This window comes from Pseudomonas sp. 18058, assembly GCF_902706155.1.
In the GTDB taxonomy this organism is placed as follows: domain Bacteria; phylum Pseudomonadota; class Gammaproteobacteria; order Pseudomonadales; family Pseudomonadaceae; genus Aquipseudomonas; species Aquipseudomonas rustica.
This window is the reverse complement of the sequence record NZ_CACSJY010000001.1, coordinates 25,339-52,164: the sequence shown is the minus strand read 5'-3', so window position 1 is coordinate 52,164 and position 26,826 is coordinate 25,339. Positions and strand designations below refer to the sequence as shown.

The window sequence follows — 26,826 nt, the reverse complement described above, 5'->3', positions numbered from 1 at the left end:
AGCCTTTTGGCACATATTGCGCCAATGCCTATGGATGAGGGCTCATGAAGGTCTTGCGTGAAAACGATTTTGCTTACCAAGCGGTTTACCGCTACCTGACGTCGGTGATTAACGAGTCCGACGCCGCTGGCGCCATGCGATTGCCGTCATTGCGCCAATTGGCCGATCGCTTGAAGGTGTCGATCTCGACCATTCAATACGCGTATTCGTTGTTGGAGAAGGAAGGGCGGGTTTACTCGATAGCCAAGTCCGGTTATTACGCAAAAGCCCGCTCGCTCCTGGTGCCGCCGGCCAATGGCAGCGATCTGCTAGAGGCTGTCTATGTCAACGCCCGGCGCCCGGGCATGTGCGTGTTGAGCACCGACGATCCGGCGTCACTGCAGCCGCTGGACAGTCCTTTGCTGATGCTGGAAAGGGAGTTGCTGCGGCAATACCCGCGCCAGCCACAATTGTTGCTGCAACCCTGTGGTGAACTGGAATTGCGCACGGTTCTGGCGGCGCGCTACACCACTTCATCGACTCATTGCTGGCACGCCGATGACGTCTACATCGGCGCTGATCTACGCGCCGTGCTGGAAATACTCATCGCCGTGCTGGAATTGCGCCAGGCCACGGTTCTGGTCGAGTCACCCTGTGACTGGGTGATCCTGCGTCTGTTCGAGGCGGCCGAGGTACGCGTCATCGAGTTGCCGTTGCAGATCGATGGCGCACTGGATCCTCAATGGCTGGCGTCGTTGCTCAAGACTGAACCTGTGCGACTGATTTTATTGTCTTCGGCATTGAATCTGCCGCATGGCAGCGCCGCGCCGACGGCCAATCGGCAATTGATTGCAAAATTACTCGCGGAGCAGGGCACTTGGGTGCTGGAAAATGACTGTTGCAGTGAGCTGGCAGACGAGCACGATGGCCAGCGGTTACGCGACTGGCTGGATCCCGAGCGTTTGCTGGTGTTTTCCGCTTTCGACAAGATCATCGGCACCGAAGCCCCTTACGGTTTCGTCCTGTCACGTCAGTGGCGAAGCGAATTGCAGCGGCATTTTCTGCTGCGCTCGTTCCGCTTGTCGGTCACTCGGCAAAAAGCCATCGCGCGTTTATATGCGAGTGGGCGCATCGATCAGCATTTGCTGGTGTTGCGGCGGTTACTCAAGGAACGCCGAACCCACCTGATTCAGCTGTTGCGCGAGCGTTTGGGCGATGCCTTGCAGATAGTCGAGCCACAGGGCGGGGCGACGGTGTGGGTTCGGTCGCTGCGGACGGTGAACATGAGCGACGTGTTTCATGACTTGCTCAGGCAACAGGTCGTGATTGCCCCCGGCGAGTTGTTCAGCCTGCATCGACAGCACGCGCAGCACTTGCGCTTGAGCGCGATCAGTCACAGCGATCATGATCTGGCCAGCGTGGTCGGGCTTGTCGGTGACGCCTTGCGCCTTGCGCCTGTCGAGTGACGTTAGAAAACTTCTGCGATGTGCCGGATACATCCCATCGCACTGTGGTCAAACTGCCAGTAAACTGCGCTGTATTTCCTGAACCACTCGATCTCAGAGGTTTTGCATGACACTCAGTCCTTTTGCGGGCAAACCGGCACCGGCAGAATTGTTGGTCGATATCCCGCGACTGGTAACGGCCTATTACACCGGCCAGCCTGATGCATCGATTTCGACCCAGCGCGTGGCGTTCGGCACGTCCGGACACCGGGGCAGTTCCTTTGATTTGAGTTTCAATGAATGGCACGTTCTGGCCATCAGCCAGGCAATCTGCCTGTACCGCGAAGCCCAGGGCATCACCGGCCCGCTGTTTGTCGGCATCGACACTCACGCATTGTCGACCCCGGCCGGGGCGAGCGCGCTGGAAGTTCTAGCTGCCAACGGCGTGACCGTCATGATCGCCGAAGGTGATGAATACACACCAACGCCGGCGATCTCCCACGCGATTCTTTGCTACAACCGTGGCCGTACCACTGGCCTGGCGGACGGCGTGGTTATTACGCCGTCGCACAACCCACCACAAAGCGGCGGCTACAAATACAACCCAACCAACGGCGGCCCGGCCGATACCCACATCACCAAGTGGATCGAAGCCAAGGCCAACGAGTTGCTGGCGAACAAACTGGCGGGCGTGAAGCGCATCAGCTACGAGCAAGCGCTCAAGGCCAGCACCACGCACCGCCATGATTACCTCAACACCTACGTCGCCGACCTGATCAACGTGATCGACTTCGACGCCATTCGTGACGCCAAACTGCGTCTGGGCGTGGATCCGTTGGGCGGAGCAGGGGTGCGCTATTGGTCGGCGATTGCCGAGCACTATCGTCTGGATCTGGAAGTGGTCAACAAAGAAGTTGATGCGACCTTCCGTTTCATGACCGTCGACTGGGATGGTCAGATTCGCATGGACCCATCGTCCAGTCATGCGATGCAAGGTCTGATCGGTCTGAAAGAGCGTTTCGACGTGGCTTTCGCCTGCGATCCGGATCATGACCGCCACGGCATCGTCACGCCGTCCGGTGGTTTGCTGGCGCCGAACAATTACCTCGCCGTGTCCATCGATTACCTGTTCCAGAACCGTCCGCAATGGCGCGCCGATGCTGGCGTGGGTAAAACCGTGGTCAGCAGTGGCTTGATCGATCGCGTGGCCAAGCGTCTGGGGCGTCGCCTGTATGAAGTGCCGGTCGGTTTTAAATGGTTCGCCGACGGTCTGTTCGACGGCTCGCTGGGTTTTGGCGGTGAAGAGAGCGCCGGTGCATCGTTCCTGCGTAAGGATGGCGGCGTTTGGAGCACTGATAAGGACGGTCTGATCCCGGCCCTGTTGGCAGCGGAAATGACTGCTCGTACCGGTCGCGACCCGAGTCAGGCTTACCGTGCATTGACCGATGAACTGGGCGAACCGTTTTCCGTGCGCGTAGACGCCAAGGCGAATCCGGAACAAAAGGCTTTGCTGAGCAAGTTGTCGCCGACGCAAGTGACCTCGACTGAACTGGCCGGCGAGAAGATTCAGAGCATTCTGAGTCATGCGCCGGGCAATGATCAGGCGATCGGTGGTTTGAAAGTGATGACCGAGAACGGCTGGTTCGCGGCGCGTCCGTCGGGCACTGAGGACATCTACAAGATCTACGCTGAAAGCTTTATTGGCGACGATCACCTCAAGCAACTGGTGGCAGAGGCGCAGACGTTGGTGGATGGGGCGATTTCCACTAAGTAACCTGGGCCTGCACACTTTGTAGGTGATGCATCTGTGGTGAAGGGATAAATCCCCTCACCACAAAGACACTCAGCCACAGGGCCGTATGTCAGATGCAAAAAAGGGGTGACCAAAATGGTCACCCCTTTTTCATGCCTGCCACTTAAGCCAGATCAACCAGCACAATCTCGCTGTCTTCAATCGCCGTCACCGTCAACACTCGCTCTTGCGCAACCGCCACACCGTCGCGTGCTTGAGCCCGCAAACCATTGACATCAATCACGCCAGTCGCGGGCACCAGATACGCCCGGCGGCCTTCATCCAGTCGATACTCCGCCGTTTCCCCAGCCTTGATATTCGCTGCTACCAAACGCGCATCGGCGCGAATCCGCAGGCTCTGATCATCGCCGTCCTTACCGCTCGCCAGCGTCACAAAACCTTCGCGCTGACCTTTCGGGAACGGCTTGGCACCCCACGACGGCGGTGCGCCAGTCTCGGTCGGCAAAATCCAGATCTGAAAGATCTTGGTGTCACGCGCCTCCAGGTTGTACTCGCTGTGCGCAATACCGGTGCCAGCGCTCATGACCTGCACGTCGCCAGCCTCGGTGCGGCCCTTGTTGCCCAGATTGTCCTGGTGGGTAATTGCACCTTCACGCACATAGGTGATGATTTCCATGTCGCGATGCGGGTGCTGCGGGAAGCCTGTGCCAGCGGCGATCACGTCGTCGTTCCACACCCGCAGGTTGCCCCAGTTCATGCGTTGCGGATCGTAGTATTCGGCGAACGAAAAATGGTGATGGGCATCCAACCAGCCGTGATGGGCGCCGCCCAGCGAGCTGAAGGGTCTGAGTTCGAGCATGATCGTCTCCTGAAAACGAGGTTTATGACGGCCATCATCCATCAGCCAAACATCGATAAAAAGCGTAAAAACTGCGGCATTACCATCGAATCAGTCGATAGAAAACAGCGTAAAAATGATTAAGCACAACCTTCAATTCATCGCCTAAACCAATGACCTGCAAGCATTTCGCTAGAACTCGACGGCAAATGCAGACACCATAGAGCCAACAGCCTCACACCCTGGAGTCGTCAGCGTGGCGCAACACACCCCCGATCTACCTCCCGAACTTCGTCCTCTGGCCGAGATGCCTTGGTTCAAGCGTTTGGCCGCGCGTTTCTTCGGCCACGGCCTGACCCGTTTACGCGCTCAACACCGCGCGTCGTGGCTGCATGGCCAGGCCGATGGCTTTCGCAGCGGGCACACCGCTGGCGTCGAATACGGTTTTAACGAAGGCAAGCTTGAAGGGTTGGAGGAAGGCCGTCAGGTTCTGCTGATTCGCGACAGCCGCAACACCGAGCATCGACCGCCGAGCATCGACAACCACTTGTTCGATGATTGGCGTTTGCCACTGACCGCCGAACTGAAGAAACGCATCAAAGCCGATGTCGCTCGGTTGCTTCCCGAAAAGGCGCAACCGAGTGCCGCGCAATGGAAAATGATTTTCAGCGAGACGCCGTCCACTTCGGTGGTTGCCGGCGCCGGGGCAGGCAAGTCGACCACGCTGGTGCTGCGCATTCTGCTGCTCACGCACTATCTGGGTTTTGAGCTGGATTCGATGACCGTGGTGACCTTCACCCGTGAGTCGCGCAAAGACTTCATCAATAAGCTGATGGAAATGTTCGCGCTCTGGGGTCAGGCCTTGAGCCCGAAACAGGCGCGCGAACTGGTGCGCACCTTTCACTCGCGCATTTTGCCGATGGTGCGCAGCCTGCCGGGGTTCGAACGCCTGCAAGCCTTCGAAAACCTCAGCAATCGCCCGCAGGGCAGCGATGAAGAGGTCGACAGCAACCCTTTCGACCTGCGCATCAACGACGCCCAGCGTCAGCAGCTCAATGCCTGTTATCACCGCCTGTTTACTCGCGATGAACGTTTCCGCGAATTGATACAGCCGCTGTCTCGCGCGGCGTTGCAGCTTAAAGAGCTGGAACGCGATCACCCGGACGTGCAGAAACGCGTGGCGGTAACCGAGCTGGCCGCCAAGCGCGACGAAGAACTCTGCGACGCCATCGAGGATCTATGGTTTCGCGCGGGCGCCTGGCCGATCAAAGGCATCGAACCGAACCGCCAGACCTTCGACATCAATGGCGCGAAATTCCATGCCCATGGCTACATTCCAAGCCTCGACGCGTGGGTGGTGCTGGGCTTTGATCCGCGCGAAAACGCCCAGATCTGTCGGCCAAACGCCAAACTCTCTATCCGCGCAGAATGGGCGGTTAAGCGCACCCTGTTTCAAGCTTTCTGTCGTAAGCCATTGATATGGATAGATTCCTACGAATCATCGAGACGCGTATTGGCCACGTTGGCCGGTGATGCCAGCGCGGGTCCGGGCTTTGATTACAAGGTTAAAGGCGAACTCGCTTCCGCGCCGCTACTTGATTGTTTCGTCGCCGCCGCCGGCTTTATCGAGAACCTGGGACTGGACGTGCCGGACGCCGTAGGCCGCATGAGTTTCGCCAAGGAAGACCCGGATCGGTTGTTTTTCGAGGCATTGAGCCTGTTCTGGCGTGCGCTGGAAGATCATCTGCTGGATCAGAAACCGCCGGTGATGACCTACAACCGCATGTTTGCGCTGTTCAGCGAACACTCGCCGGAGAACCTCAAGTTGCTCAGCGATGAGCTGCTGCGACCAATGTCGCACCTGATGATCGACGAGTTTCAGGACGTCTCGCCGCAGATCGTCTCGTGGATTCGCGCGAGCCTCACGGAGATTCGCAGCCGAGGCCCGGCCATGCACGTCGGACGCGGCGCGCAGCGCTCGTCGTTGCTGTGTGTGGGTGATGATTGGCAGTCGATCTATGGCTGGCGAGGCAGTTCGCCGAGTTATTTCATGGAGTTCAACAAGGAATTCCCGTCGCCGAGCACCACGCGGGTCATGCTCAGCGACAACTATCGCAGCCACCAGCACATCATCGACGCCGCCGAGCACATCGTTCGCGCAGCGCCGGCGATCCCCGGCAAGAAAGCCAAGTCCAGCGGCGAGCCCAAACCACTACAACCGGTTAATGTGCTGGAGCGAGATGACCAAGGTCTTGGTCAGCGCCTCGCCGAACACTACCGTCAGGGCGATTCGATCTTGATGCTCTATCGAAAAAGCAGCGATAAGTTATTGATAGAGCAGCATATTCAGTCTGTGGTTAATGTGGATTCGAGCTTGCCATACGAAGCTCGGCGCCTGAAACAACTGACCTATCACAGCGCCAAAGGCTTGCAAGCTGATGCGGTATTTTTGCTCGGCGATTGTCAGCACCTGACCAGCTCGCCGTACAAAAATCAGGTTTACCGCATGGCCGGGCTAGGCAAAAGTGGCGACAGCGAGCCCTACGACAGCGCGCAAAAAGACGAAATCCTGCGCCTGGCTTATGTCGGCATCACCCGCGCCGTCAGCCATTGCTATTGGTACGTCGAACCACAGGAAAGCCAAGCGGTGAACATGCCGCGAGCGTCCGAGCGGGTGGCCAAAGGCAAGGCGTTCTTTGTCGATCACCGCGCAGAAAGCCAGACCGCCTGAAACCTTCGCCCACAAAAAAGCCCGCTTAACGGCGGGCTTTTCTTTGTCAATCAAAAGCTTATGCATAACTCCTGAGAGATTCAGGCGGTATGAAAGCTTCCAGCTCATCCTCCACCGCTTCAATCATCCGCTCGACATCCGCCGCATTCATCACCGTTGCACACGGGATGCCGGCGATGGCGATCAGGGTTTCGCCGCTGGCGCGATCAAACAGACGCGCGACCATGCTGCCCGGCGCGTCCATCGTGGCCTCGAAACCCATGGGATGAAAATGCCAGCGCATCAGCTGGCAAGCGTTGGGGAACGTGACTTTGCTTGACCCTTTATTCATGTTGTTGCCCGCCTTCATCATCGAGCGTTTCCTTTTGCTCATGGTAGGTGGGAAGAGCCTTCATTGGCTCAACCAGTGTCAGGACTTAAAAGTAGCATCCGGATGTGAATTTTCTGTGAGATTTTTCAGTTCATTTGGCGATTGCGACCGGTTTTTTGATGTGCGTCACGCCAAATGCACTTATCGCCAAATGGCCACTATCGATTGGCCATTGCTGCCCGAGGCGAAGTTGGGCAAGCTCGGTTCTTTTTCGCCGAGCCTTTTATGCACGCCGATGACGACGGCCCACAACAGACCGAGGCCACGGCCGCCACGGTCATGCGCTATCACCTGAGCTGGAAACACCGCAATCTGGACGCCGTCATGGCGCTGTATCACCCGGACATCGAATACAACGACTTCTTTCAGAATCGCGTGCTCGGCCTCGACGACCTGCGCGAGTACGTGCGTGTCAGCATGCCGCGAGAATCCGACGAAGCGCTCGAGCATTGCGACCGCATTCGCGTCGACGGCAACACCGCGTTCATTCAATACGAAGTGACGTTGCGCGGCGGCGACGGTTTGGTGTCGTTCCGCTCCAGTGAAGCGATCACGGTCAAGGACGGACTGATCTGGCGCGTCAACGAATACGCCTCACTGGTGCGTGCGCAGGCAGGCGGGACTTCGGCGTCGAATCAGCGCCCGGCGGTCAGTCGTCTGGGCTTGTCGCCACGGCAACTGAGCTTTATGGCCGAAGATCTGCAGCAATACTTCGAAAAACAGCAACCGTATCTCGATCCCGCACTCGACCTGCAGCGAGTGGCGAAGGAGTGCGGGTACAGCCGCAATCAGATTTCTTACCTGCTCAATCAGGTGCTGGGGCAAAGCTTTTATCGCTACGTAAACCAGGCGCGGTTGCAGCATTTGTTGCGCTCGCTGGATGGCGCCACGCCCCCCGTGCGCATTGATGAGCTGGCCTTCGCCGCCGGCTTCAACTCGGTGTCGGCGTTCTACAGCTGTTTCCGTCAGCACACCGGCCAGTCTCCGAAGGCCTACGTCAAACAAATTTCTTTGCGGACACGCGCGCAAGACAACGCTTAAGCCCACGCACTAGGATCGACGCCATCGAAGGTTTTCAGTGGCGGAGTCTTGCATGCCGGCGTGGCGCACTATCAGTTTGTGGATGGATCAACTCGACGAGCCGCTGACCGCGCGGCCCGAGCTGACGCAGGATCTCGACGTCGATGTGGCGATCATCGGCGCCGGTTACACCGGGCTGTGGACGGCGTACTACTTGAAGAAACACGCTCCCGGCCTGGACATCGCCATCGTCGAAGCGCAAACCGCCGGTTTTGGCGCATCGGGTCGCAACGGCGGTTGGTTGATGGGCAATCTGCTCGGTGAAGATCGCTTGCTCGCCGGACTGTCACCTGAACAGCGCCGCGCCTCGTTTGATCTGCTGCACAGCATTCCCGATGAAGTTGAAGTCGTCCTCGAACGCGAAGGCATCGACTGCGATTATCGCAAGGGCGGCGTGTTGTATTGCGCTGCACGTTACCCGGAGCAGGAAGCCACGCTGCGTGAATACTTGGCGAAACTGCACGCGCAAGGCCTGAACGACAACGACTACCGCTGGCTCAGCCCCGAGCAATTGGCGCAGCAGATTCGCGTGGCCAAGCCTTACGGCGGTATTTACGCGCCGCACGTGGCGACCATTCACCCGGCGAAACTGGTGCGTGGTCTCGCGCGGACCGTGCAAAGCATGGGTGTGAAGATCTACGAAAACAGTCCGGTCACGCATTGGCAGTCCGGCAGCTTGCGCACCGCCAAGGCCAGCGTGCGCAGTCGCTGGATCGTCCCGGCCGTTGAAGGTTATTCGGTGACCTTGCCGCCGCTCGGCCGTTATCAATTGCCGGTGCAAAGCCTGATTGTCGCCACCGAACCGTTGTCCGCCGCCACTTGGGATGAGATTGGCCTCAATCGCGGCCAGGCTTTCAGCGAATTCAGCCGTCAGGTCACTTACGGCCAGCGCAGTGCCGACAACCGCCTGATCTTCGGTGCCCGTGGCGGTTATCAGTTCGCCGGCAAGCTGCGCCACAACTTCGATCTGACCCGCGATGAGGTCGAACTGCGCCGTTATCTGTTCGGCGAACTGTTCCCGCAACTGAAAAACGTGCAAATCACTCACGCCTGGGGCGGCAACCTCGGCATGTCGCGACACTTCAAGCCGCACATGCTCTGCGATCGCGCCAATGGCATCGCGCTGTCCGGCGGTTATGGCGGGGAGGGCGTCGGTGCGAGCAACCTCGGCGGCCGCACCCTGGCGGATCTGATTCTTGAACGCGACAGCGAACTGGTGCATCAGCCGTGGGTACTGCCGGACGGCGGCATTCATGCGCTGCGTGCCTGGGAACCTGAGCCGTGCCGCTGGCTCGGTTACAACGCGATCATCAAAAGTTTCGTCCATGAAGACCAGACCCTGGCCAATCCAGCGACCGCGCCATGGCGGCGCAAACTCGCCAGCCAAGTGGCCGGTTTCATGGAAGGTTTCATGCACTAAACGTCGATTGATTTTAAGAACGCCCAAAAGACAGGTCAGACCATGAGCATTACCCAGTTCAAAAACACCGCGACATTGCAGCTCGACGAATCCAACCCGGTGGCCGTTCCTCTCGGCGAACCGATCGCCATCGCCTCAACCACCAGCGTCGAGCGCGACGACGGCGTCGAAACCGGCGTCTGGGAATGCACCCCGGGCCGCTGGCGCCGGCAGATCACCGCGCAGGAGTTCTGCCATTTCATCTCCGGGCGTTGCACGTTCACCCCGGACGGTGGCGGCGAAACCCTGCACATACAAGGTGGCGACGCACTGATGTTGCCGGCCAACACGCTCGGTATCTGGGACATCGAAGAGACCGTGCGCAAGACCTATGTACTGATTTTCTGATCGTTTGATCCCTTTGATTGCCTGCCAACAAAAAAACCTACACAGGAATCGACCCATGATCCGCAAGACCCTCGCTCTGGCACCGCTGATGCTGGCCGTTTCCCTCGCTCAGGCGGCGGACACGGTCAAGGTGTACAACTGGTCCGACTACATCGCGCCAGACACCACCAAGAATTTCCAAAAAGAAACCGGCGTTGGCGTCACCTATGACGTCTACGACAGCAATGAAACCCTCGACGGCAAGTTGATGACCGGCAAATCCGGCTACGACGTGGTGTTTCCGTCTAACCACTTCATGGCGCGGCAGATTCAGGGCGGGGCGCTGAAGAAACTCGACAAGAGCCAGTTGCCGAACTGGAAAAACCTCAACCCGGTGCTGCTCAAGGCGTTGCAGGTCAACGACCCGAACAACGAACACGGCTACCCGTATTTGTGGGGCAGCACCGGCATCGGCTACAACATCGCCAAGGTCAAAGCCGTGCTGGGCGACGATGCACCGGTGGATTCCTGGGATCTGATCTTCAAACCCGAGAACATGGAAAAACTGCAGAAGTGCGGCGTGGCCATCCTCGACAACGGCCCGGAATTGCTCCCGGCAGCGCTCAATTATTTGGGCTTGCCGCACCACAGCAAAAATCCCGAAGACTACAAAAAGGCTGAAGCACTGCTGATGAAAGTGCGGCCGTACGTCAGCTACTTCCATTCCTCGAAATACACCAGCGACCTGGCCAACGGCGATATCTGCGTGGCAGTCGGTTTCTCTGGCGACATTCTGCAAGCGGAAAACCGCGCCAAGGAAGCCAAGAACGGTGTCGACATCGGTTACAACATTCCCAAGGAAGGCGCGGCGATCTGGTTCGACATGGTCGCCATGCCGGTCGATGCACCGGACGAGAAGGCCGGTTACGCGTTCATGAACTACTTGCTGCGCCCGGACGTCATGGCCGGCATCAGTAATTACGTGCACTACGCCAACGGCAACGAACAGGCGGACAGCCTGATCGACCCGGCGATCAAAAACGACACCAAGGTGTATCCGAGCCCGGAGATGATGGGCAAGTTGTTCGCACTGGAGGCGATGCCGCTGAATATCGACCGGATTCGTACGCGGGTCTGGAACAAGATTCGCACGGGTAGCTGATTCCAGACGTGCACAACCGCCTGTAGGAGCTGTCGAGTGAAACGAGGCTGCGATCTTTTGATTTTGTTGTTAAAGACAAGATCAACAGATCGCAGCCTCGTTTCACTCGTCAGCTCCTACAATTAAATCGTCGACAGTTTCGTTGATATCAATACACTGGCACTGCGCTGTTAAAGTGCGAAAAAGTGAGACGCAGCTAACAAAACACAACTTACCGATATTTAATAATTAAATATAAAATCGTCAGACAATTAGGCGAAAGCCCGCAACTTTAAACATTCTTTAGACCTCGCGCGCTTTGTTTACGGCAGTTTTCAGAAACACTCAGATTTCATTCCAAAAAAATCCTTTACGGCAGATTTCAAATTGTGTCAGTTTTCTTTCGCCCTCAATGGGGCGAGTGATAGGACGATCTCGCCAGGGATCGCCGCTATCGGACAAAAACTGTTCCATTGCTAAACAAGGAAGTGTGTTTATGTCGAAAGTTAAAACCAATGCTATTGGTGCTGCCGAACAGGCTTTCCAGCCGGTTGGTGCCGTTCAGCCACTGGCAGCTGCCAGTTCGGCCTGGAATCAGATCAATAGTTTCAGCCATCAATACGATCGTGGCGGCAACCTCACGGTCAATGGCAAACCCTCCTTCTCCGTCGACCAGGCCGCCACCCAGTTGCTGCGCGACGGCGCGGCCTACCAGGACAAGGACGGCAGCGGCAAGATCGAACTCACCTACACGTTCCTGACTTCTGCTTCGTCGAGCACGATGAACAAGCACGGGATCAGCGGGTTCAGCCAGTTCAGCACCCAACAAAAGGCCCAGGCAGCGCTCGCCATGCAATCCTGGGCTGACGTGGCCAACGTGACCTTCACCGAGAAAGCCTCGGGCGGTGACGGCCACATGACCTTCGGTAACTACAGCGGTGGCCAGGATGGTGCGGCAGCGTTCGCCTATCTGCCAGGCACCGGCGCCGGTTACGACGGTACATCGTGGTACCTGATCAACAGCGGCTACACGCAAAACAAGAACCCGGATCTGAACAACTACGGCCGTCAGACCCTGACCCACGAGATCGGCCACAGCCTCGGCCTGGCTCACCCGGGCGACTACAACGCAGGCAATGGCAACCCGACTTACAACGACGCTTCCTACGGGCAAGACACCCGCGGCTACAGCCTCATGAGTTACTGGAGCGAGAGCAACACCAACCAGAACTTCAGCAAGGGCGGCGTGGAAGCTTACGCGTCTGGCCCGCTGATGGACGATATCGCGGCCATCCAGAAACTCTACGGTGCCAACACCAACATCCGTACCGGTGACACCACCTACGGCTTCAACTCCAACGCCGGTCGCGATTTCCTCAGCGCCTCGTCGTCGAGTGACAAGCTGGTGTTCTCGGTGTGGGATGCGGGCGGCAAGGACACCCTGGACTTCTCTGGCTTCACCCAGAACCAGAAGATCAACCTCAATGACGCCTCGTTCTCTGACGTTGGCGGCATGGTCGGTAACGTGTCCATTGCCAAAGGCGCGATCATCGAAAATGCCATTGGCGGTTCGGGCAACGATCTGCTGATCGGCAACAGCGTCGCCAACGAGTTGAAGGGCGGTGCCGGCAACGACATCATCTGGGGCGCCGGTGGTGCCGACAAACTGTGGGGCGGCGCCGGTTCGGACACCTTTGTGTTCGCAGCCAGTTCGGATTCCAAACCGGGTGCGGTGGATCAGATCCTCGATTTTGTCAGCGGTCTCGACAAAATCGACCTGACCGGGATCACCAACGGTGCAGGCCTGCACTTCGTCAGCAGCTTCACCGGCGCGGTGGGCGATGCCGTGCTGACCTCGTCGGGCGGCAACAGCTTGCTGTCGGTGGATTTCTCCGGGCACGGCGTGGCTGACTTCATTGTCAGCACGGTTGGCCAGGCAGCGACCAGCGACATCGTGGCGTGATGTAGCCGGGGAAAGCGGCGTGCGAGCGTCGCTTTCTTTACTTGCATCGAATGATTCAGTGGGCAAGGCTACGTGCCGGAGCGAATATTCCCATGGTCAGTAAGGCTTTTACCTACAAGGCAGTGGCGTGGTTTACGGCATCGCTCTTCATGATTTCTGGAGAAACAAGCATGGCAAGCAGCCTCAGACTCGAAGAACCCTCGGCATTCGCCGGCCATTGGCAAGCAACGTTGTCGGCTCGCGAAGATGCAGCGGATGCGCAAAAGCTCCAGGACAAACCGTCAAACACCTGTGGTGTTGAACTGGCGGCGAACAAAACCCTGAGTTCCACGTGTCTGGGCGCATGGCTGGAAGAAACTCCGGTGGGCTGGTTTCCCGATCCCGATGGCTTATCGATCACCGGCAAAGAAGGTTCAAGGATTCAGTTTTTCAGCAGACAACGTAATGGGCAATATCAGACGACTTTAAAGTCGGGCCTGATCATTACGCTCGAACGTGCGGCGCAACAGCCGTAACTATCAAATTTACGACAGCGTTTTTATACAAAGCGCCACGGGCGGGCTATCAGCAACGCCTCGATGAACAACTGCGCCGTAATATTCGCCGGTAGTTGTTATGAAAGTGTAAGCGGTCACTTAAACAGCACACCTCGATGAAGTGCCGATAATTAATAAAAGTCTCGCCAACGAGTGGCGGGAATATTTTCCAGGAAGAATCAATGAAGATGGCGAAGGCCCCAGCCACCGCTCCCTTATTCAAGGCATTGGCTGACTATAAAAGCATTCTGATCAGCGTTGGCTGCTTTACTGCGCTGATTAACGTACTGATGCTGGTGCCCTCCATCTACATGCTCCAGGTCTATGACCGAGTGCTGTCGTCGCAGAACGAAACCACACTCGCGATGTTGTCGCTGATGGTCGTCGGCTTCTTTGCCTTTATCGGTCTGCTAGAGGTGGTGCGCAGTTTTATCGTGATCCGCATCGGCAGCCAGTTGGAGCGCCGTTTCAACCTGCGTGTCTATCAAGCCGCGTTCGAGCGCAACCTGTTCAAGGGCGAGGGCAACGCCGGGCAGTCGCTGGGCGACTTGACGCACATCCGCCAATTCGTGACCGGGCCTGCGCTGTTCGCGTTTTTCGATGCGCCGTGGTTCCCGGTTTATCTGTTGGTGATTTATCTGTTTAACGTCTGGCTCGGCGTACTCGCCACCGCCGGCGCGCTGCTGTTGATCGCATTGGCCTGCCTCAACGAATACATGACCAAAACGCCGTTGGGCGAAGCGGCCGGTTTCTCGCAGAAATCCAGCCAATTGGCGACCAGCCACCTGCACAACGCTGAAACAATTCAAGCCATGGGCATGCTCGGTGCGCTGCGCAAGCGCTGGTTTGGCGTGCACTCGCGTTTTCTCGGTTTGCAGAATCAGGCCAGCGATACCGGTGCGGTGATCAGCTCGTTGAGCAAAACCCTGCGCCTGTGCCTGCAATCGCTGGTGCTTGGCCTCGGTGCATTGCTGGTGATCAAGGGCGACATGACCGCCGGGATGATGATCGCCGGCTCGATCCTGATGGGCCGCGTGCTGAGCCCGATCGACCAGTTGATCGCCGTGTGGAAACAGTGGAGCGGGGCGAAACTGGCGTACCGTCGTCTCGATGCCTTGTTGCAAGCCTTCCCGCCGAGTGACGACGCCATGGCGTTGCCGGCACCGAAAGGCCAGATCACCTTCGAGCAGGTCAGCGCTGGCCCTCCGGGTCAACGCGCGGCGACGCTGCACATGGTCAATTTCAATCTGGCGGCCGGTGAAGTGTTGGGCGTGCTCGGTGCTTCCGGCTCGGGCAAGTCGACATTGGCCCGCGTATTGGTCGGCGTCTGGCCGACCCTTGGCGGCACGGTGCGGCTGGACGGCGCGGATATTCATCGCTGGAACCGCGACCAGCTAGGCCCTTACATCGGTTACCTGCCGCAGGACATCGAGCTGTTCAGCGGCAGCATCGCCGAAAATATTGCGCGCTTTAGCGAGGCCGATCCGCAGAAAGTGGTGGCCGCCGCGCAACAGGCGGGCGTGCACGAAATGATCCTGCGCCTGCCACAAGGTTACGACACGCAGTTGGGCGAGGACGGCAGCGGTCTGTCTGGCGGTCAGAAACAACGTGTGGCACTGGCGCGGGCGATGTATGGCAACCCGAGCCTGGTGGTGCTGGATGAACCCAATTCCAATCTCGACACCGTCGGTGAAGCCGCGTTGGCCAGCGCCATCGCGCAACTCAAATCCCAAGGCACCACCGTGGTGTTGGTGACGCATCGTTCTTCGGTGCTGGCTCAGGCGGACAAATTGTTGGTGCTCAATGACGGTCGTTTACAGGCCTTCGGCCCAAGTCAGGACGTGCTCAAGGCACTGTCCTGCCAGCAAGAACAACAACGGGAAAAAGCTGCACAGGCACCGGGCGGGCTCAGCATGAGCCGGCAGTATCAGCCCACGACAAGGAATTCGGGTGTATGAGCAGCGCCAGCATGAACACTGAAAACGAAGCGAACATGGAACACGCCTACCTCAACGAGCGTCCGGAACGCGATGCGAAGTTCTTCGCGCGCATGGGCTGGATTCTGGCGATTGTCGGCGCAGGCAGCTTCTTTACCTGGGCGGCGTTGGCGCCGCTGGATCAAGGCATTCCGGTGCAGGGCACGGTGGTCGTCTCGGGCAAACGCAAAGCCGTGCAATCGATGAGCAGCGGCGTGGTCAGCCGGATTCTGGTGCGCGAAGGCGAGATCGTGAAGCAGGGGCAGCCGCTGTTTCGTCTGGATCAGACGCAAGTGGCGGCTGACGTGCAATCGCTGCAAGCGCAGTACCGCATGGCGTGGGCGAGCCTGGCGCGCTGGCAGGCCGAGCGCGACAACCTCAAACAAGTGACCTTTCCGGCTGAACTGAGCAACGATCCGGATCCGCGTCTGGCGCTGGTGCTTGAGGGCCAACGTCAACTGTTCAGCAGCCGCCGCGAAGCGTTCTATCGCGAGCAGGCCGGACTGCGCGCAAGCATCGAAGGCGCCACCGCGCAACTGGGCGGCATGCGTCGCGCACGCACCGACCTCAATGCGCAAGCCGCGTCGCTGCAACAGCAATTGAGCAACCTGCAGCCACTGGCCGACAACGGCTACATTCCGCGCAACCGCTTGATGGAATATCAGCGTCAACTCTCGCAAGTGCAGCAGCAACTGGCCGAGAACACCGGCGAAAGCGGCCGCGTCGAGCAGGGCATCCTCGAATCGCGCCTGAAGCTGCAACAGCACGGCGAGGAATATCAGAAAGAAGTCCGCACACAACTGGCCGACGCTCAGCTCAAAAGTGTGACGCTGTCCGAGCAACTCACCTCTGCCGGTTTCGACCTGCAACACAGCGAAATCATCGCCACCGCCGATGGTGTGGCGGTCAATCTCGGCGTGCACACCGAAGGCGCCGTTGTACGCCAAGGCGAAACCTTGCTGGAAATCGTCCCGCAAGGCACCACGCTGGAAGTGGAAGGGCACTTGCCGATCAACCTGATCGACAAAGTCGGCACGCACTTGCCGGTGGACATCTTGTTTACCGCGTTCAACCAGAGCAAAACCCCGCGTGTACCGGGCGAAGTCAGCCTGATTTCAGCGGATCAGATGGTCGATGAGAAAACCGGCGCGCCGTATTACGTGCTGCGCACCCGGGTCAGCGATCAGGCGATGGAGAAACTCAACGGTCTGGTGATCAAGCCCGGCATGCCAGCAGAGATGTTCGTACGCACTGGCGAACGTTCACTCCTCAACTACCTGTTCAAACCGTTGCTCGACCGGGCCAACTCCGCGTTGACCGAGGAATAAGGATGTTCGGTTGTATGAATAAGCTTTCGATGCTGACGGCAGCGTTCGCGCTGTTGGCCGGCAACAATGCAGTGGCGGCGATGGGGCCGTTCGAGATCTACGAACACGCGTTGCGCAATGATCCGGTGTTCCTCGGCGCGATCAAGGAGCGCGACGCCGGCCTGGAAAACCGTGTGATTGGCCGCGCCGGCCTGTTGCCCCGCGTCGGTTACAACTACAACAAGGGCCGCAACTCGTCGAAAGCCACTTCGCTCGATGAACGCGCGCGCAACCGCACCGATGACCGCAATTACAGCAGTTACGGCTCGACCCTGAGCGTGCAACAACCGTTGCTCGATTACGAAGCCTACGCCGCGTATCGCAAGGGCGTCGCGCAGTCGTTGTTTGCCGATGAAAACTTCCGCGGCAAGAGTCAGGAACTGTTGGTGCGGGTGCTGGATAACTACACCAAAGCTTTGTTCGCCCAGGATCAGATCGACATCGCCCAGGCGAAGAAAAAAGCCTACGAGCAGCAGTTCCAGCAGAACGAACACATGTTCCGCCAAGGCGAAGGCACGCGCACCGACATTCTAGAAGCCGAGTCGCGCTATGAGCTGGCGACCGCCGAAGAGATCGAGGCGCGCAACGAACAGGATGCTGCACTGCGTGAACTCGGTGCGTTGGTGGGTGTTGCGGTGGTGAACATCGATGAGCTGGCGCCGCTGGATCAGAACTTCCAGACCTTCGCGCTGATGCCGGCCAACTACGATACCTGGCACGAAATGGCGATCAGTAATAACCCGAATCTGGCGTCGCAGCGTCAGGCCGTGGAAGTCGCGCGTTATGAAGTGGAACGTAACCGCGCCGGCCATCTACCGAAGGTCAACGCGTACGCCTCAATGCGCCAGAACGAATCGGAAAGCGGCAACACCTACAACCAGCGCTACGAGACCAACACGATTGGTTTTGAGGTGAGCGTGCCGTTGTATGCCGGTGGCGGCGTGTCGGCCTCGACGCGGCAGGCCAGCCGCAGCATGGAACAGGCCGAGTATGAGCTGGATGGCAAAACCCGCGAGACGTTGATCGAGCTGCGCCGGCAGTTCAGTGCGTGCTTGTCGGGGGTGAGCAAATTGCGTGCGTATTCGAAGGCATTGTCCTCGGCGGAAGCGCTGGTGGTGTCGACCAAGCAGAGCATTCTTGGTGGTGAACGCACCAACCTCGACGCGCTGAACGCCGAACAACAACTGTTCACCACCCGCCGCGACCTGGCGCAGGCGCGCTACGACTATCTGATGGCGTGGACGAAATTGCATTACTACGCTGGGACGCTGAACGAACAGGATCTGGCGCGGGTGGATGAGGCTTTTGTGGTCGCGCAACAGCCCTCACCCTAACCCTCTCCCAGAGGGAGAGGGGACTGACCGGGTTGTTTGCGGGAGATGCATCGACCTGAATGTTCGAGTCGAACTCGAGATTTGAAAGCAACACAAATCGGCTCCCTCTCCCTCGGGAGAGGGCTGGGGTGAGGGGCAGCAACACCGCAAAACTACGCGGGAACGCTGAACGATCAGGATCTGGCGGCAGCAGCCCTCACCCTAACCCTCTCCCGGAGGGAGAGGGGACTGATTGGGGGATGTTCAAGAAATACGGCGACCTGAGATTGCTTTAGCGAATCCATAGTCGGCGGGTTGTTTCAGGTCGGCGAATGAAGCAAGGCCATCTCGGTCGGCTCCCTCTCCCTCGGGAGAGGGCTGGGGTGAGGGGCAGCAACACCGCAATTTTCTGTAGGAGCTGCCGAAGGCTGCGATCTTTCAAGCCACAAGATCAAAAGATCGCAGCCTGCGGCAGCTCCTACATAACAACAAAAAAAGTGAGGAGTGAACATGGACGTACGCATCAAACCGGCATCAGTCGGCACCCTGTTGCTGGTGATTTCTACCACGCAAGCCCAGGCCCAATACCTGGAAACCGGCCAACCCGGCGACGCCGCCAGTTGGCGCAGCGCCGAATTCCAGCGCGACTGGGGCCTTGCGCGCATGCAGGCCGATCAAGCCTACGCCGCCGGCATCACCGGCCAAGGCGTAAAAATCGGCGCCCTCGATTCCGGTTTCGATGCGAGCCATCCCGAGTTCGCCACTGACCGATATCACCCGGTACAAGCCAGCGGCAACTACCTGAACGGCACGCCGTTCAACGTCGACGGCACACTCAACCCGAACAACGATTCCCACGGCACCCATGTCGTCGGCACCATGGGCGCCTCGCGCGATGGCACTGGCATGCACGGCGTCGCGTACAACGCGCAAATCTACGTCGGCAACACCAACGCCAACGACAGTTTCCTCTTCGGCCCGAAACCGGATCCGCGTTATTTCAAAGCTGTTTACGACTCTTTGGCCGATGCCGGCGTGCGCGCGATCAACAACAGCTGGGGCAGTCAGCCGCCAGACGTCAGCTATCGCACGCTGGCCGATCTGCACGCCGCATACGCCCAGCACTGGAATCAGGGCACCTGGCTCGATGCCGCTGCCGACGTTTCGCGTCGCGGGGTGATCAATGTGTTCAGCGCCGGCAACAGTGGCTACCCGAATGCCAGCGTGCGCTCGGCGCTGCCGTACTTTCAGCCGGATCTCGAAGGTCACTGGCTGGCCGTTTCCGGGCTCGATCAAAGCAATCAGCAGAAGTACAACCAGTGCGGCCTCGCCAAATACTGGTGCATCACCACGCCGGGGGCGAAGATCGACAGCACCATTCCCGGCGGCGGTTATGCGATCAAGTCCGGCACCTCGATGTCAGCGCCGCACGCGACCGGTGCATTGGCGCTGGTGATGGAACGTTACCCGTACATGAACAACCAGCAAGCGCTGGAAACGCTGCTGACCACCGCCACGCAACTGGATGGCTCCGTCACCGACGCGCCGACCGAGCGAGTCGGCTGGGGCGTGGCCAACCTTGAGCGGGCGATGCGCGGGCCGGGGCAATTGCTCGGTGCGTTCGACGCGAATCTGGGGGCAGGGCAGCGCGATGTCTGGAGCAATGACATCTCCGATAAAGCGTTGATCCAGCGTCAGAGTGAAGACCTCGCCGAGCACAACGCCTGGCAGCAAACGTTGCAGGACAAGGGCTGGCAGAACGGCGTAGCGGCGGGCGCCAGTCAGCAGGATCAGACCGATTACGCCGTGGGCATGGCGCGTGATGCAGCAGCGGCGAGCCGCATTTATCTGGGCAGTTTGATCAAATCCGGCGGCGGCCAATTAATCCTCAGCGGCGACAACACCTATCGCGGTGCGACCACGGTCAATGGCGGCTTGCTGACGGTCAACGGTTCGCTGACCTCGGCGGTGACCGTCAACGACAGCGGCACCCTCGGCGGTTCCGGGCGGATCAATGCCTTGACGGCCAACAGCGGCGCCCGCGTGGCGCCGGGCAATTCCATTGGCACGTTGAACGTAGCGGGGGACGTCACGCTCGCGCCAGGTTCGACCTACGCGGTGGAGCTATCGCCCACCAGCAGCGACCGCATCGTCGCCGGCGGCACGGCCACGGTCAGCGGCGCCACCGTCAGCCTCGCGCTGGAAAACAGTCCAACGCTGCTCAGCGCCACAGAAACCCGCAGCCTGCTCGGTCGCCAATACGACATCTTGCAAGCGGCCGGCGGCGTTCAAGGCCAATTCGCGGCAGTCGTGCCGAACTACCTGTTTATCGGTGGCAATCTCGACTACGCCGCCAACGCGATTCAACTGAATATCGAACGCAACGCAACGACGTTCGCCAGCGTCGGCCAAACGCCGAATCAGCGTTCCGTCGCGGCGGCGGTTGAAAGTCTCGGTGCCGGCAGTTCGGTGTATGAAAGCCTGCTGCTGTCACCATCAGCCGCCTCAGCGCAACAAGCGTTCCAACAATTGAGCGGTGAAATCTACCCGGCTCTCGGTTCGGTGTTGATCAACGACAGCCGCCAATTGCGCGATGCGGTGGGCGAGCGTCTGCACGCTGCGTCGGCCACGCAAAACAACGGCTGGATCAAAGCCCTCGGCGCGTGGGGCACAACCGATTCCAGCCATGACACGGCGGGTTACAGCACCTCGATTGGCGGCTTGCTCGCCGGTGTCGACGGTGCGCTGGACGAGCAGACGCGCATCGGTCTGGTCACCGGTTACAGCGACAGTTCGCTGAGCATGGGCTCGGGCACGCACTCGTCGGCCAAGGTCGACAGCTACCACCTCGGCGCCTACGCCGGCCACGAAATCGGCGCCTGGCGCTTGAGCACCGGCGCGGCCTACAGCTGGCATCGCGCCGATGTGAAACGCGATCTGCAATACGGCGATGTCAGCGCCAAACAGAAAGCCAAAGTCGACGCGGCCACCACCCAGGTGTTCGGTGAGGCGGCGTATCGACTGCACCTGCAACCGTTGGCGTTGGAACCGTTCGCCAATCTGGCTTACGTGCATCTGGACACCGAAGGCTTCAAAGAGAAGGGCGATGCGGCGGCGCTGAAAAGCTCTGGCGATCAGCGTGATGCGGTGTTGAGCACGCTCGGTGTGCGCGCGATCAAGACGTTCAACCTGTCGGCGCAGCAGACCCTCGACGTCAGAGGACATCTTGGCTGGCAGCACAGCCTGAGTGATATCGATTCTGAGCAGCACCTGCGTTTTGCCAGCGGTGGCACGCCGTATTCGGTGGAGAGTTCGGCGCTGGTACGTGATGCCGCGCTGGTCGGCGTGCAAGCCAGTCTGGCGCTGAGCCGCGATGTGCGGGTGAACCTCGACTACAACGGACAACTGGCCAATCGCGAGAAAAGCCATGGCGTCGGGTTGAGCCTGAACTGGCAGTTCTAATTGATCGACGCACCCCTTGTGTTGATCGTTCCCACGCTCTGCGTGGGAATGCCTCTACGGACGCTCTGCGTCCAGTGACGCGGAGCGTCACGGGCTGCATTCCCACGCGGAGCGTGGGAACGATCACATGCAGGTAGCCCGTTCACATACGCAAGAGATACGGATTTTTTCGCAACATCACTAAGGAAGGTCGCTGGATGAATAACAACAATACACCCGCGCAATCGGGTGGCCGTTTTGCCTTGAAAACCCTGAATCTCGCGGTGCTCTGCGCACTCACCACCTGGGGCAGCGCACACGCCGCACCCTACGTGGAAAACGCTCGCACGGGCGATCCGTCCAGTTGGCGCAGCGCCGAATTCAAAGCCGATTGGGGCCTTGGCGCGATAGGTGCCGATCACGCTTACGCTGCTGGCTACACCGGCAAAGGCGTGAAACTGGGGATCTTCGACCAGCCGGTGTACGCCGCGCACCCGGAGTTTTCCGGCAGCAACAAAGTCGTGACGCTGGTCACCAGCGGCATCCGCGAATACACCGACCCGTACATCCCGGTGAAGGCCGGCGATGCGTTTCGTTATGACGGTTCGCCCTCGGTCGGTTCCGACGGCAAACTCGGCGCCCACGGCACCCACGTCGGCGGTATTGCGGCGGGCAGTCGTGACGGCGGGCCAATGCACGGTGTGGCGTTCGCCGCGCAAATCATCAGCGCCGACAACGGTGATCCGGGCCCTGAAGACGGCATCGTTCGCGGCAATGACGGCGCGGTGTACAAGGCCGGTTGGGATGCACTGATCGCCAGCGGCGCGCGGATCATCAACAACAGCTGGGGCATCGGCATCACCGACCGTTTCGACCTCGGCGGCCGCGACCCGGCGTACCCGCATTTCACCGTCAACGACGCGCAAGTGCAGTTCAACGAAATCCGCACATTGCTCGGCACCAAGCCCGGCGGCGCCTATGACGGCGCCATCGCCGCCGCGCGCAGTGGCATCGTCACCATCTTCGCTGCCGGCAACGACTACAACCTCAACAACCCCGACGCCATCGCCGGCCTCGGCTATTTCGTGCCTGAGATCGCGCCGAACTGGATCACCGTCGCCGCACTGCAACAGAACCCGGATCTGGCCAGCGCCAATCCGTACGTCATCAGTACGTTCTCGTCGCGTTGCGGCTACACCGCGAGCTTCTGCGTGTCGGCGCCGGGCACGAAAATCTTCAGCTCGATCATCGAAGGCACCAACGCCGATAACCTCACCACCAGCTATAAAAATTACAACGGCACCTCGATGGCCGCGCCGCACGTCGCCGGTTCCATGGCGGTGCTGATGGAGCGCTTCCCGTATATGACCGGCGATCAGGTCGCTACTGTGTTGCGCACCACCGCCACCGACCTCGGCGCACCGGGCATCGACGCCTTGTACGGCTGGGGCATGATCAACCTGCGCAAGGGTATCGACGGCCCGTCGATGTTCGTCACCGAGCAGGACATCCCCGAGGAATTCCGCGTCAACGGCGCCTACGGTTCCGGTCAGTTTGTCGCGGATTTGCCGGGCATCGGCGCGATCATCGACAAGGGCAAACCGACCGAGCGCGTTTGCAACGACATCACCTGTGGCCTCGACACATGGCGCAACGATATCTCCGGTCACGGCGGCCTGACCAAGCAAGGCATCGGTACTCTGGTGCTGACCGGCAACAACAGCTACAGCGGCCCGACGCTGGTCAATCAGGGTCGACTGGCGATCAACGGCGCGCTGGCTTCTGAAGTGACCGTGAACGACAGCGGCATCCTCGGCGGCAATGGTCGCATCGGCGCCCTGACCGCGAAAAGCGGCGGCACCGTGGCGCCGGGCAATTCCATCGGCACGCTGAACGTGGCGGGTGACGTGACCTTCGAACGCGGTTCGACCTACGCGGTGGAAGTCTCGCCGATCAGCAGCGACCGCATCGTTGCCGGCGGCACCGCGCAGATTGATGGCGCGACCGTCGCACTGTCGCTGGAAAACAGCCCGACATTGCTGAGCACTAGCGAAGTGAAAAGCCTGCTCGGCACGCAATACAACATCCTCCAGGCAGCGGGCGGCGTGTCCGGCCAGTTCGGCCAAGTGTTGCCGAACTATGCGTTCCTCGGCGGTACGCTGGGCTATTCGGCAAACGGCGTTCAGCTTGAGGTCGGCCGCAATGGCGCGTCGTTCGCCAGCGTCGGTCTCACGCCGAATCAGCGTTCAGTCGCGGCGGCGGCGGATCGTCTCGGTGCCGGCAATGCGCTGTTCGAAACCCTGCTGCTGTCGCCTAACGCGGCGTCGGCACAACAGGCTTTCCAACAGTTGTCCGGCGAGATTCACCCGGCCATTGGCACCTTGCTGATCAACGACAGCCGTTACCTGCGCGAAGCGGTTGGCGAGCGTCTGCGTGAACGCGATCTGTTCAACGCCGATGCACCGAAAAGCGAGGGCAGCAACGCCTGGGTCAAGGTGTTGGGCTCGTGGGGCACCAGTGATGGCGGCAATAAATACGCCGATTCCACCAGCTCGATCGGTGGCTTGCTCGCCGGTGTCGATGGCTTGATTGCTGAAGATACCCGTCTCGGTTTCGTTACCGGTTATAGCGACAGTTCTTTGAGCATGGGCAGCGGCACGCATTCGTCGGCCTCAGTCGACAGCTACCACTTGGGTGCGTATCTGGGGCATGAAATCGATGCCCTGCGCCTGACCGTTGGCGGCGCCTACAGCTGGCATCGCATCGATGCGAAGCGTGATCTGCAAATCGGCGATGTCAGCGGCAAGCAGAAAACCAAACGCGATGCGACCACTGCGCAATTGTTCACAGAAGCCGCTTACGATCTGGGCTTGCAGCCGATGAACCTGGAACCGTTCGCCAATCTGTCGTACGTGCATCTCAACACTGACAGCTTCACCGAGAAGGGTGACGCGGCGGCGTTGAAGGGCGGTGAAGACAATCGCGACGTGGTGCTGTCGACCCTCGGCGTGCGCGCCAAGCGCAGTTTCGCCCTGTCGGATCAGCATCAACTGGAACTGGGTGCGAGCCTCGGCTGGCAGCACAACCTGAGCAGCGTTGACGCTGACAGCCACTTGGCTTTCGCCAACGGCAACAGTGCGTTCAACGTGCAGAGCGTGTCGATGGATCGTGATGCAGCGGTGGTCGGCGTGCGTGCAGGTCTGGCCCTCAATCGCGATGTGCGGGTGAATCTGGATTACAACGGGCTGATCGGTTCGAACGAGAAAGACCACGGTGTCGGCCTCACGCTCGACTGGCAGTTCTAACGCGTACCGGCAGCCTCGCAAAAGGCTGCCGGTTTAAAGGAAGAGAGAGCACAACATGGGATTGTTCGATTACAAAAAAGCCGATGGCAAAGCGTTGTACAGCGACGCCATCGCCCTGACGTTGTACGCCTACACCCCGACCGGCAAGCCTTTGCCGGCAACCGCGTGGGCGCCGGTCACTGCGACGGCGCTGGGTTATCAGGGCAAGGTCGGGCCGCAAGGCACATTCTTCGGTGAGCAGGATGGCTTCACCAGCGCCGAGGCGGAGGTGCTCGGCAAGTACGACGCGGCCGGCAAATTGATCGGCCTCGGCATTGCCTTTCGTGGCACCGGCGGGCTGGGTTACAGCGACACCTTCGGCGACATGAAAAACAATCTGCTGGCCGCGGTCGGGCCGTCGGATTATGCGAGCAACTACGCGCAAAACGCTTTCGACAATCTGCTCAAGGCTGTCGCGACATTCGCCATTGCCAACGGCATCGCTGCCAATGACGTGCTGTTCAGCGGTCACAGCCTCGGCGGCCTCGGGGTCAACAGCGTCGCCGAGTTAAGCGCGAACAATTGGGGTGGGTTCTTCAAGGACGCCAACTACATCGCGTTTGCCTCGCCGACCCAGAGCAGCACCGGCAACAACGTGCTGAACATCGGTTACGAGAACGACCCGGTGTTCCGCGTGCTCGACGGCACTACGTTCAGCACGGCCTCGATGGGCAAACACGACAAACCGCACGATTCGACCACCGACAACATCGTCAACTTCAACGACAACTACGCATCAACCGCGCAGAACCTGGTGCCGTTCAGCATCATCAATCCGCTCAGTTGGTCGGCGCATGGTTCGTTGGGTTATGCCGATGGCTTGAATCGAGTGATCGATTCGACGTTCTACAATCTGACGCATAAAGACTCGACGATCATCATTTCCAATCTGGAGGAATCTTCGCGGGGCAAAACCTGGGTTGAGGACTTGGGCCGCAGCGGTGAACCGCACACTGGCAGCACTTTCATCATCGGCACGCAAAGCAATGACTGGTTGAAGGGCGGGGCGGGCAACGACTTCCTTGAAGGCTTGGGCGGTGACGACCATTTCCGCGATGACGGCGGCTTCAATATTTTGCTCGGCGGCCAAGGCCACAACACGTTCGAACTGCAGAAACCGCTGCAAAACTTCAGCTTCGCCAATGATGGCGACGGCACGCTGTACGTGCGCGACGCCTACGGCGGCATCAGCATGACCCGCGACATCGGCGCGCTAGTGAGCAAGGAATCGGGTTCGTGGTGGGGCAGCAAGGAAATCACCTGGGGCGTCACGGCCAAGGGTTTGAGTAATGGCAACGAACTGACCCAGTACAACCACTCCTTGAGCGGCGATAGCTACGGCAATGCGCTGCACGCTACGGCGGACGGTGACTGGCTCTTCGGTCTGGGCAGTGATGACACGCTGATCAGCGACAAGAACCACGTGACCTTCGTCGGTGGCGCCGGCAACGACGTGATGAATGCGATAGGTGGCAACAACACCTTCCTGTTCAGCGGTGCGTTTGGTTTTGATGCGATCAATGGTTATCAGGGCAGCGACAAACTGCTGTTCATGGGCGTCGAAGGCGCGGGGCAGGGTTACGACTACAAACAGCACGCGTCGCAGAACGGCGCCGATACCGTGCTGAAGATTGGCGACTTTGCCGTGACCTTGGTTGGGGTGGGAGTGGCTAACCTGTCGGACGCTAATTTCCTGTTCGCTTAAATCCCATGTGGGAGCGGGCTTGCTCGCGAAGGCGGTGGTTCAGCCGACTTATCTGGTG

At 59.4% G+C, this 26,826-nt stretch carries 17 protein-coding genes; 15 read left to right on the top strand and 2 right to left on the bottom strand.

Annotated elements, in window-relative coordinates; genetic code table 11:
• The first annotated feature begins 44 nt into the window (after positions 1 to 44).
• Both GVL50_RS00190 and pgm read left to right on the top strand, forming a co-directional pair.
• Entirely contained in the window at positions 45 to 1,445 is a 1,401-nt protein-coding gene (locus GVL50_RS00190; RefSeq protein WP_159811315.1) for a PLP-dependent aminotransferase family protein, read from the top strand.
• A gap of 106 nt (positions 1,446 to 1,551) precedes the next feature.
• Positions 1,552 to 3,198 carry a phosphoglucomutase (alpha-D-glucose-1,6-bisphosphate-dependent) gene (gene pgm, locus GVL50_RS00185; protein ID WP_053119941.1) on the top strand — a complete coding sequence of 549 codons (1,647 nt, stop codon included), beginning with the start codon at positions 1,552 to 1,554 and terminating at the stop codon, positions 3,196 to 3,198.
• A 142-nt stretch (positions 3,199 to 3,340) separates the two neighbouring features.
• Here pgm and GVL50_RS00180 read toward each other — a convergent pair whose 3' ends face one another.
• Positions 3,341 to 4,036, bottom strand: a complete 696-nt coding sequence (locus GVL50_RS00180) for a pirin family protein (RefSeq protein ID WP_159811314.1) — start codon at positions 4,034 to 4,036, stop codon at positions 3,341 to 3,343.
• A 235-nt stretch (positions 4,037 to 4,271) separates the two neighbouring features.
• Between GVL50_RS00180 and GVL50_RS00175 the strand changes: the two genes are divergently transcribed.
• A complete protein-coding gene (locus GVL50_RS00175) occupies positions 4,272 to 6,746 on the top strand; it encodes a UvrD-helicase domain-containing protein (protein ID WP_159811313.1) in 2,475 nt (824 codons plus the stop codon).
• A 58-nt stretch (positions 6,747 to 6,804) separates the two neighbouring features.
• Here the strand turns inward: GVL50_RS00175 and GVL50_RS00170 are convergent, their stop codons facing one another.
• On the bottom strand, positions 6,805 to 7,077 hold the full coding sequence (locus GVL50_RS00170; protein ID WP_053120469.1) for a DUF1652 domain-containing protein: 273 nt from the start codon (positions 7,075 to 7,077) through the stop codon (positions 6,805 to 6,807).
• A 264-nt stretch (positions 7,078 to 7,341) separates the two neighbouring features.
• Here GVL50_RS00170 and GVL50_RS00165 point away from each other — a divergent pair, with 264 nt between their 5' ends.
• The 12 genes from GVL50_RS00165 (at position 7,342) to GVL50_RS00110 (ending at position 26,768) form a co-directional block, all read left to right on the top strand.
• Positions 7,342 to 8,157, top strand: a complete 816-nt coding sequence (locus GVL50_RS00165; protein WP_159811312.1) for an AraC family transcriptional regulator — start codon at positions 7,342 to 7,344, stop codon at positions 8,155 to 8,157.
• Positions 8,158 to 8,209: 52 nt separating this feature from the next.
• The gene (locus GVL50_RS00160) at positions 8,210 to 9,616 is read left to right on the top strand and encodes an FAD-binding oxidoreductase (RefSeq protein ID WP_159811311.1); all 1,407 of its coding nucleotides are present in this window, start codon (positions 8,210 to 8,212) and stop codon (positions 9,614 to 9,616) included.
• Between the two features lie 42 nt (positions 9,617 to 9,658).
• Entirely contained in the window at positions 9,659 to 10,003 is a 345-nt protein-coding gene (locus GVL50_RS00155) for a cupin domain-containing protein (protein ID WP_053119950.1), read from the top strand.
• 55 nt (positions 10,004 to 10,058) lie between these two features.
• The gene (locus tag GVL50_RS00150; RefSeq protein ID WP_159811310.1) at positions 10,059 to 11,144 is read left to right on the top strand and encodes a polyamine ABC transporter substrate-binding protein; all 1,086 of its coding nucleotides are present in this window, start codon (positions 10,059 to 10,061) and stop codon (positions 11,142 to 11,144) included.
• Positions 11,145 to 11,619: 475 nt separating this feature from the next.
• Positions 11,620 to 13,086, top strand: coding sequence for a serralysin family metalloprotease (locus GVL50_RS00145; RefSeq protein ID WP_159811309.1), 1,467 nt, complete (start codon positions 11,620 to 11,622; stop codon positions 13,084 to 13,086).
• Positions 13,087 to 13,178: 92 nt separating this feature from the next.
• The gene (locus GVL50_RS00140) at positions 13,179 to 13,601 is read left to right on the top strand and encodes an AprI/Inh family metalloprotease inhibitor (RefSeq protein WP_159811308.1); all 423 of its coding nucleotides are present in this window, start codon (positions 13,179 to 13,181) and stop codon (positions 13,599 to 13,601) included.
• A 203-nt stretch (positions 13,602 to 13,804) separates the two neighbouring features.
• Positions 13,805 to 15,580 carry a type I secretion system permease/ATPase gene (locus tag GVL50_RS00135; RefSeq protein WP_159811307.1) on the top strand — a complete coding sequence of 592 codons (1,776 nt, stop codon included), beginning with the start codon at positions 13,805 to 13,807 and terminating at the stop codon, positions 15,578 to 15,580.
• A complete protein-coding gene (locus GVL50_RS00130) occupies positions 15,577 to 16,926 on the top strand; it encodes an HlyD family type I secretion periplasmic adaptor subunit (RefSeq protein ID WP_159811306.1) in 1,350 nt (449 codons plus the stop codon). Before GVL50_RS00135 ends, GVL50_RS00130 begins: the two co-directional genes overlap by 4 nt.
• Positions 16,927 to 16,928: 2 nt before the next feature.
• Positions 16,929 to 18,299, top strand: coding sequence for a TolC family outer membrane protein (locus GVL50_RS00125; protein WP_159811305.1), 1,371 nt, complete (start codon positions 16,929 to 16,931; stop codon positions 18,297 to 18,299).
• A gap of 489 nt (positions 18,300 to 18,788) precedes the next feature.
• Positions 18,789 to 21,740 carry an autotransporter serine protease gene (locus GVL50_RS00120; RefSeq protein ID WP_159811304.1) on the top strand — a complete coding sequence of 984 codons (2,952 nt, stop codon included), beginning with the start codon at positions 18,789 to 18,791 and terminating at the stop codon, positions 21,738 to 21,740.
• 197 nt (positions 21,741 to 21,937) lie between these two features.
• On the top strand, positions 21,938 to 25,024 hold the full coding sequence (locus GVL50_RS00115; protein WP_159811303.1) for an autotransporter serine protease: 3,087 nt from the start codon (positions 21,938 to 21,940) through the stop codon (positions 25,022 to 25,024).
• A gap of 55 nt (positions 25,025 to 25,079) precedes the next feature.
• Complete coding sequence (locus GVL50_RS00110) at positions 25,080 to 26,768, top strand: polyurethanase (RefSeq protein ID WP_159811302.1); 1,689 nt, start codon at positions 25,080 to 25,082, stop codon at positions 26,766 to 26,768.
• Positions 26,769 to 26,826 lie beyond the last annotated feature (58 nt).

Bases quoted from the DNA above. Each gene is read 5' to 3' on its own strand.
- GVL50_RS00190 (WP_159811315.1), top strand. From the start codon at position 45: ATGAAGGTCTTGCGTGAAAACGATTTTGCTTACCAAGCGGTTTACCGC.
- pgm (WP_053119941.1), top strand. From the start codon at position 1,552: ATGACACTCAGTCCTTTTGCGGGCAAACCGGCACCGGCAGAATTGTTG.
- GVL50_RS00180 (WP_159811314.1), bottom strand. From the start codon at position 4,036: ATGCTCGAACTCAGACCCTTCAGCTCGCTGGGCGGCGCCCATCACGGC.
- GVL50_RS00170 (WP_053120469.1), bottom strand. From the start codon at position 7,077: ATGAATAAAGGGTCAAGCAAAGTCACGTTCCCCAACGCTTGCCAGCTG.
- GVL50_RS00165 (WP_159811312.1), top strand. From the start codon at position 7,342: ATGCACGCCGATGACGACGGCCCACAACAGACCGAGGCCACGGCCGCC.
- GVL50_RS00160 (WP_159811311.1), top strand. From the start codon at position 8,210: ATGCCGGCGTGGCGCACTATCAGTTTGTGGATGGATCAACTCGACGAG.
- GVL50_RS00155 (WP_053119950.1), top strand. From the start codon at position 9,659: ATGAGCATTACCCAGTTCAAAAACACCGCGACATTGCAGCTCGACGAA.
- GVL50_RS00150 (WP_159811310.1), top strand. From the start codon at position 10,059: ATGATCCGCAAGACCCTCGCTCTGGCACCGCTGATGCTGGCCGTTTCC.
- GVL50_RS00145 (WP_159811309.1), top strand. From the start codon at position 11,620: ATGTCGAAAGTTAAAACCAATGCTATTGGTGCTGCCGAACAGGCTTTC.
- GVL50_RS00140 (WP_159811308.1), top strand. From the start codon at position 13,179: ATGGTCAGTAAGGCTTTTACCTACAAGGCAGTGGCGTGGTTTACGGCA.
- GVL50_RS00135 (WP_159811307.1), top strand. From the start codon at position 13,805: ATGAAGATGGCGAAGGCCCCAGCCACCGCTCCCTTATTCAAGGCATTG.
- GVL50_RS00130 (WP_159811306.1), top strand. From the start codon at position 15,577: ATGAGCAGCGCCAGCATGAACACTGAAAACGAAGCGAACATGGAACAC.
- GVL50_RS00125 (WP_159811305.1), top strand. From the start codon at position 16,929: ATGTTCGGTTGTATGAATAAGCTTTCGATGCTGACGGCAGCGTTCGCG.
- GVL50_RS00120 (WP_159811304.1), top strand. From the start codon at position 18,789: ATGGACGTACGCATCAAACCGGCATCAGTCGGCACCCTGTTGCTGGTG.
- GVL50_RS00115 (WP_159811303.1), top strand. From the start codon at position 21,938: ATGAATAACAACAATACACCCGCGCAATCGGGTGGCCGTTTTGCCTTG.
- GVL50_RS00110 (WP_159811302.1), top strand. From the start codon at position 25,080: ATGGGATTGTTCGATTACAAAAAAGCCGATGGCAAAGCGTTGTACAGC.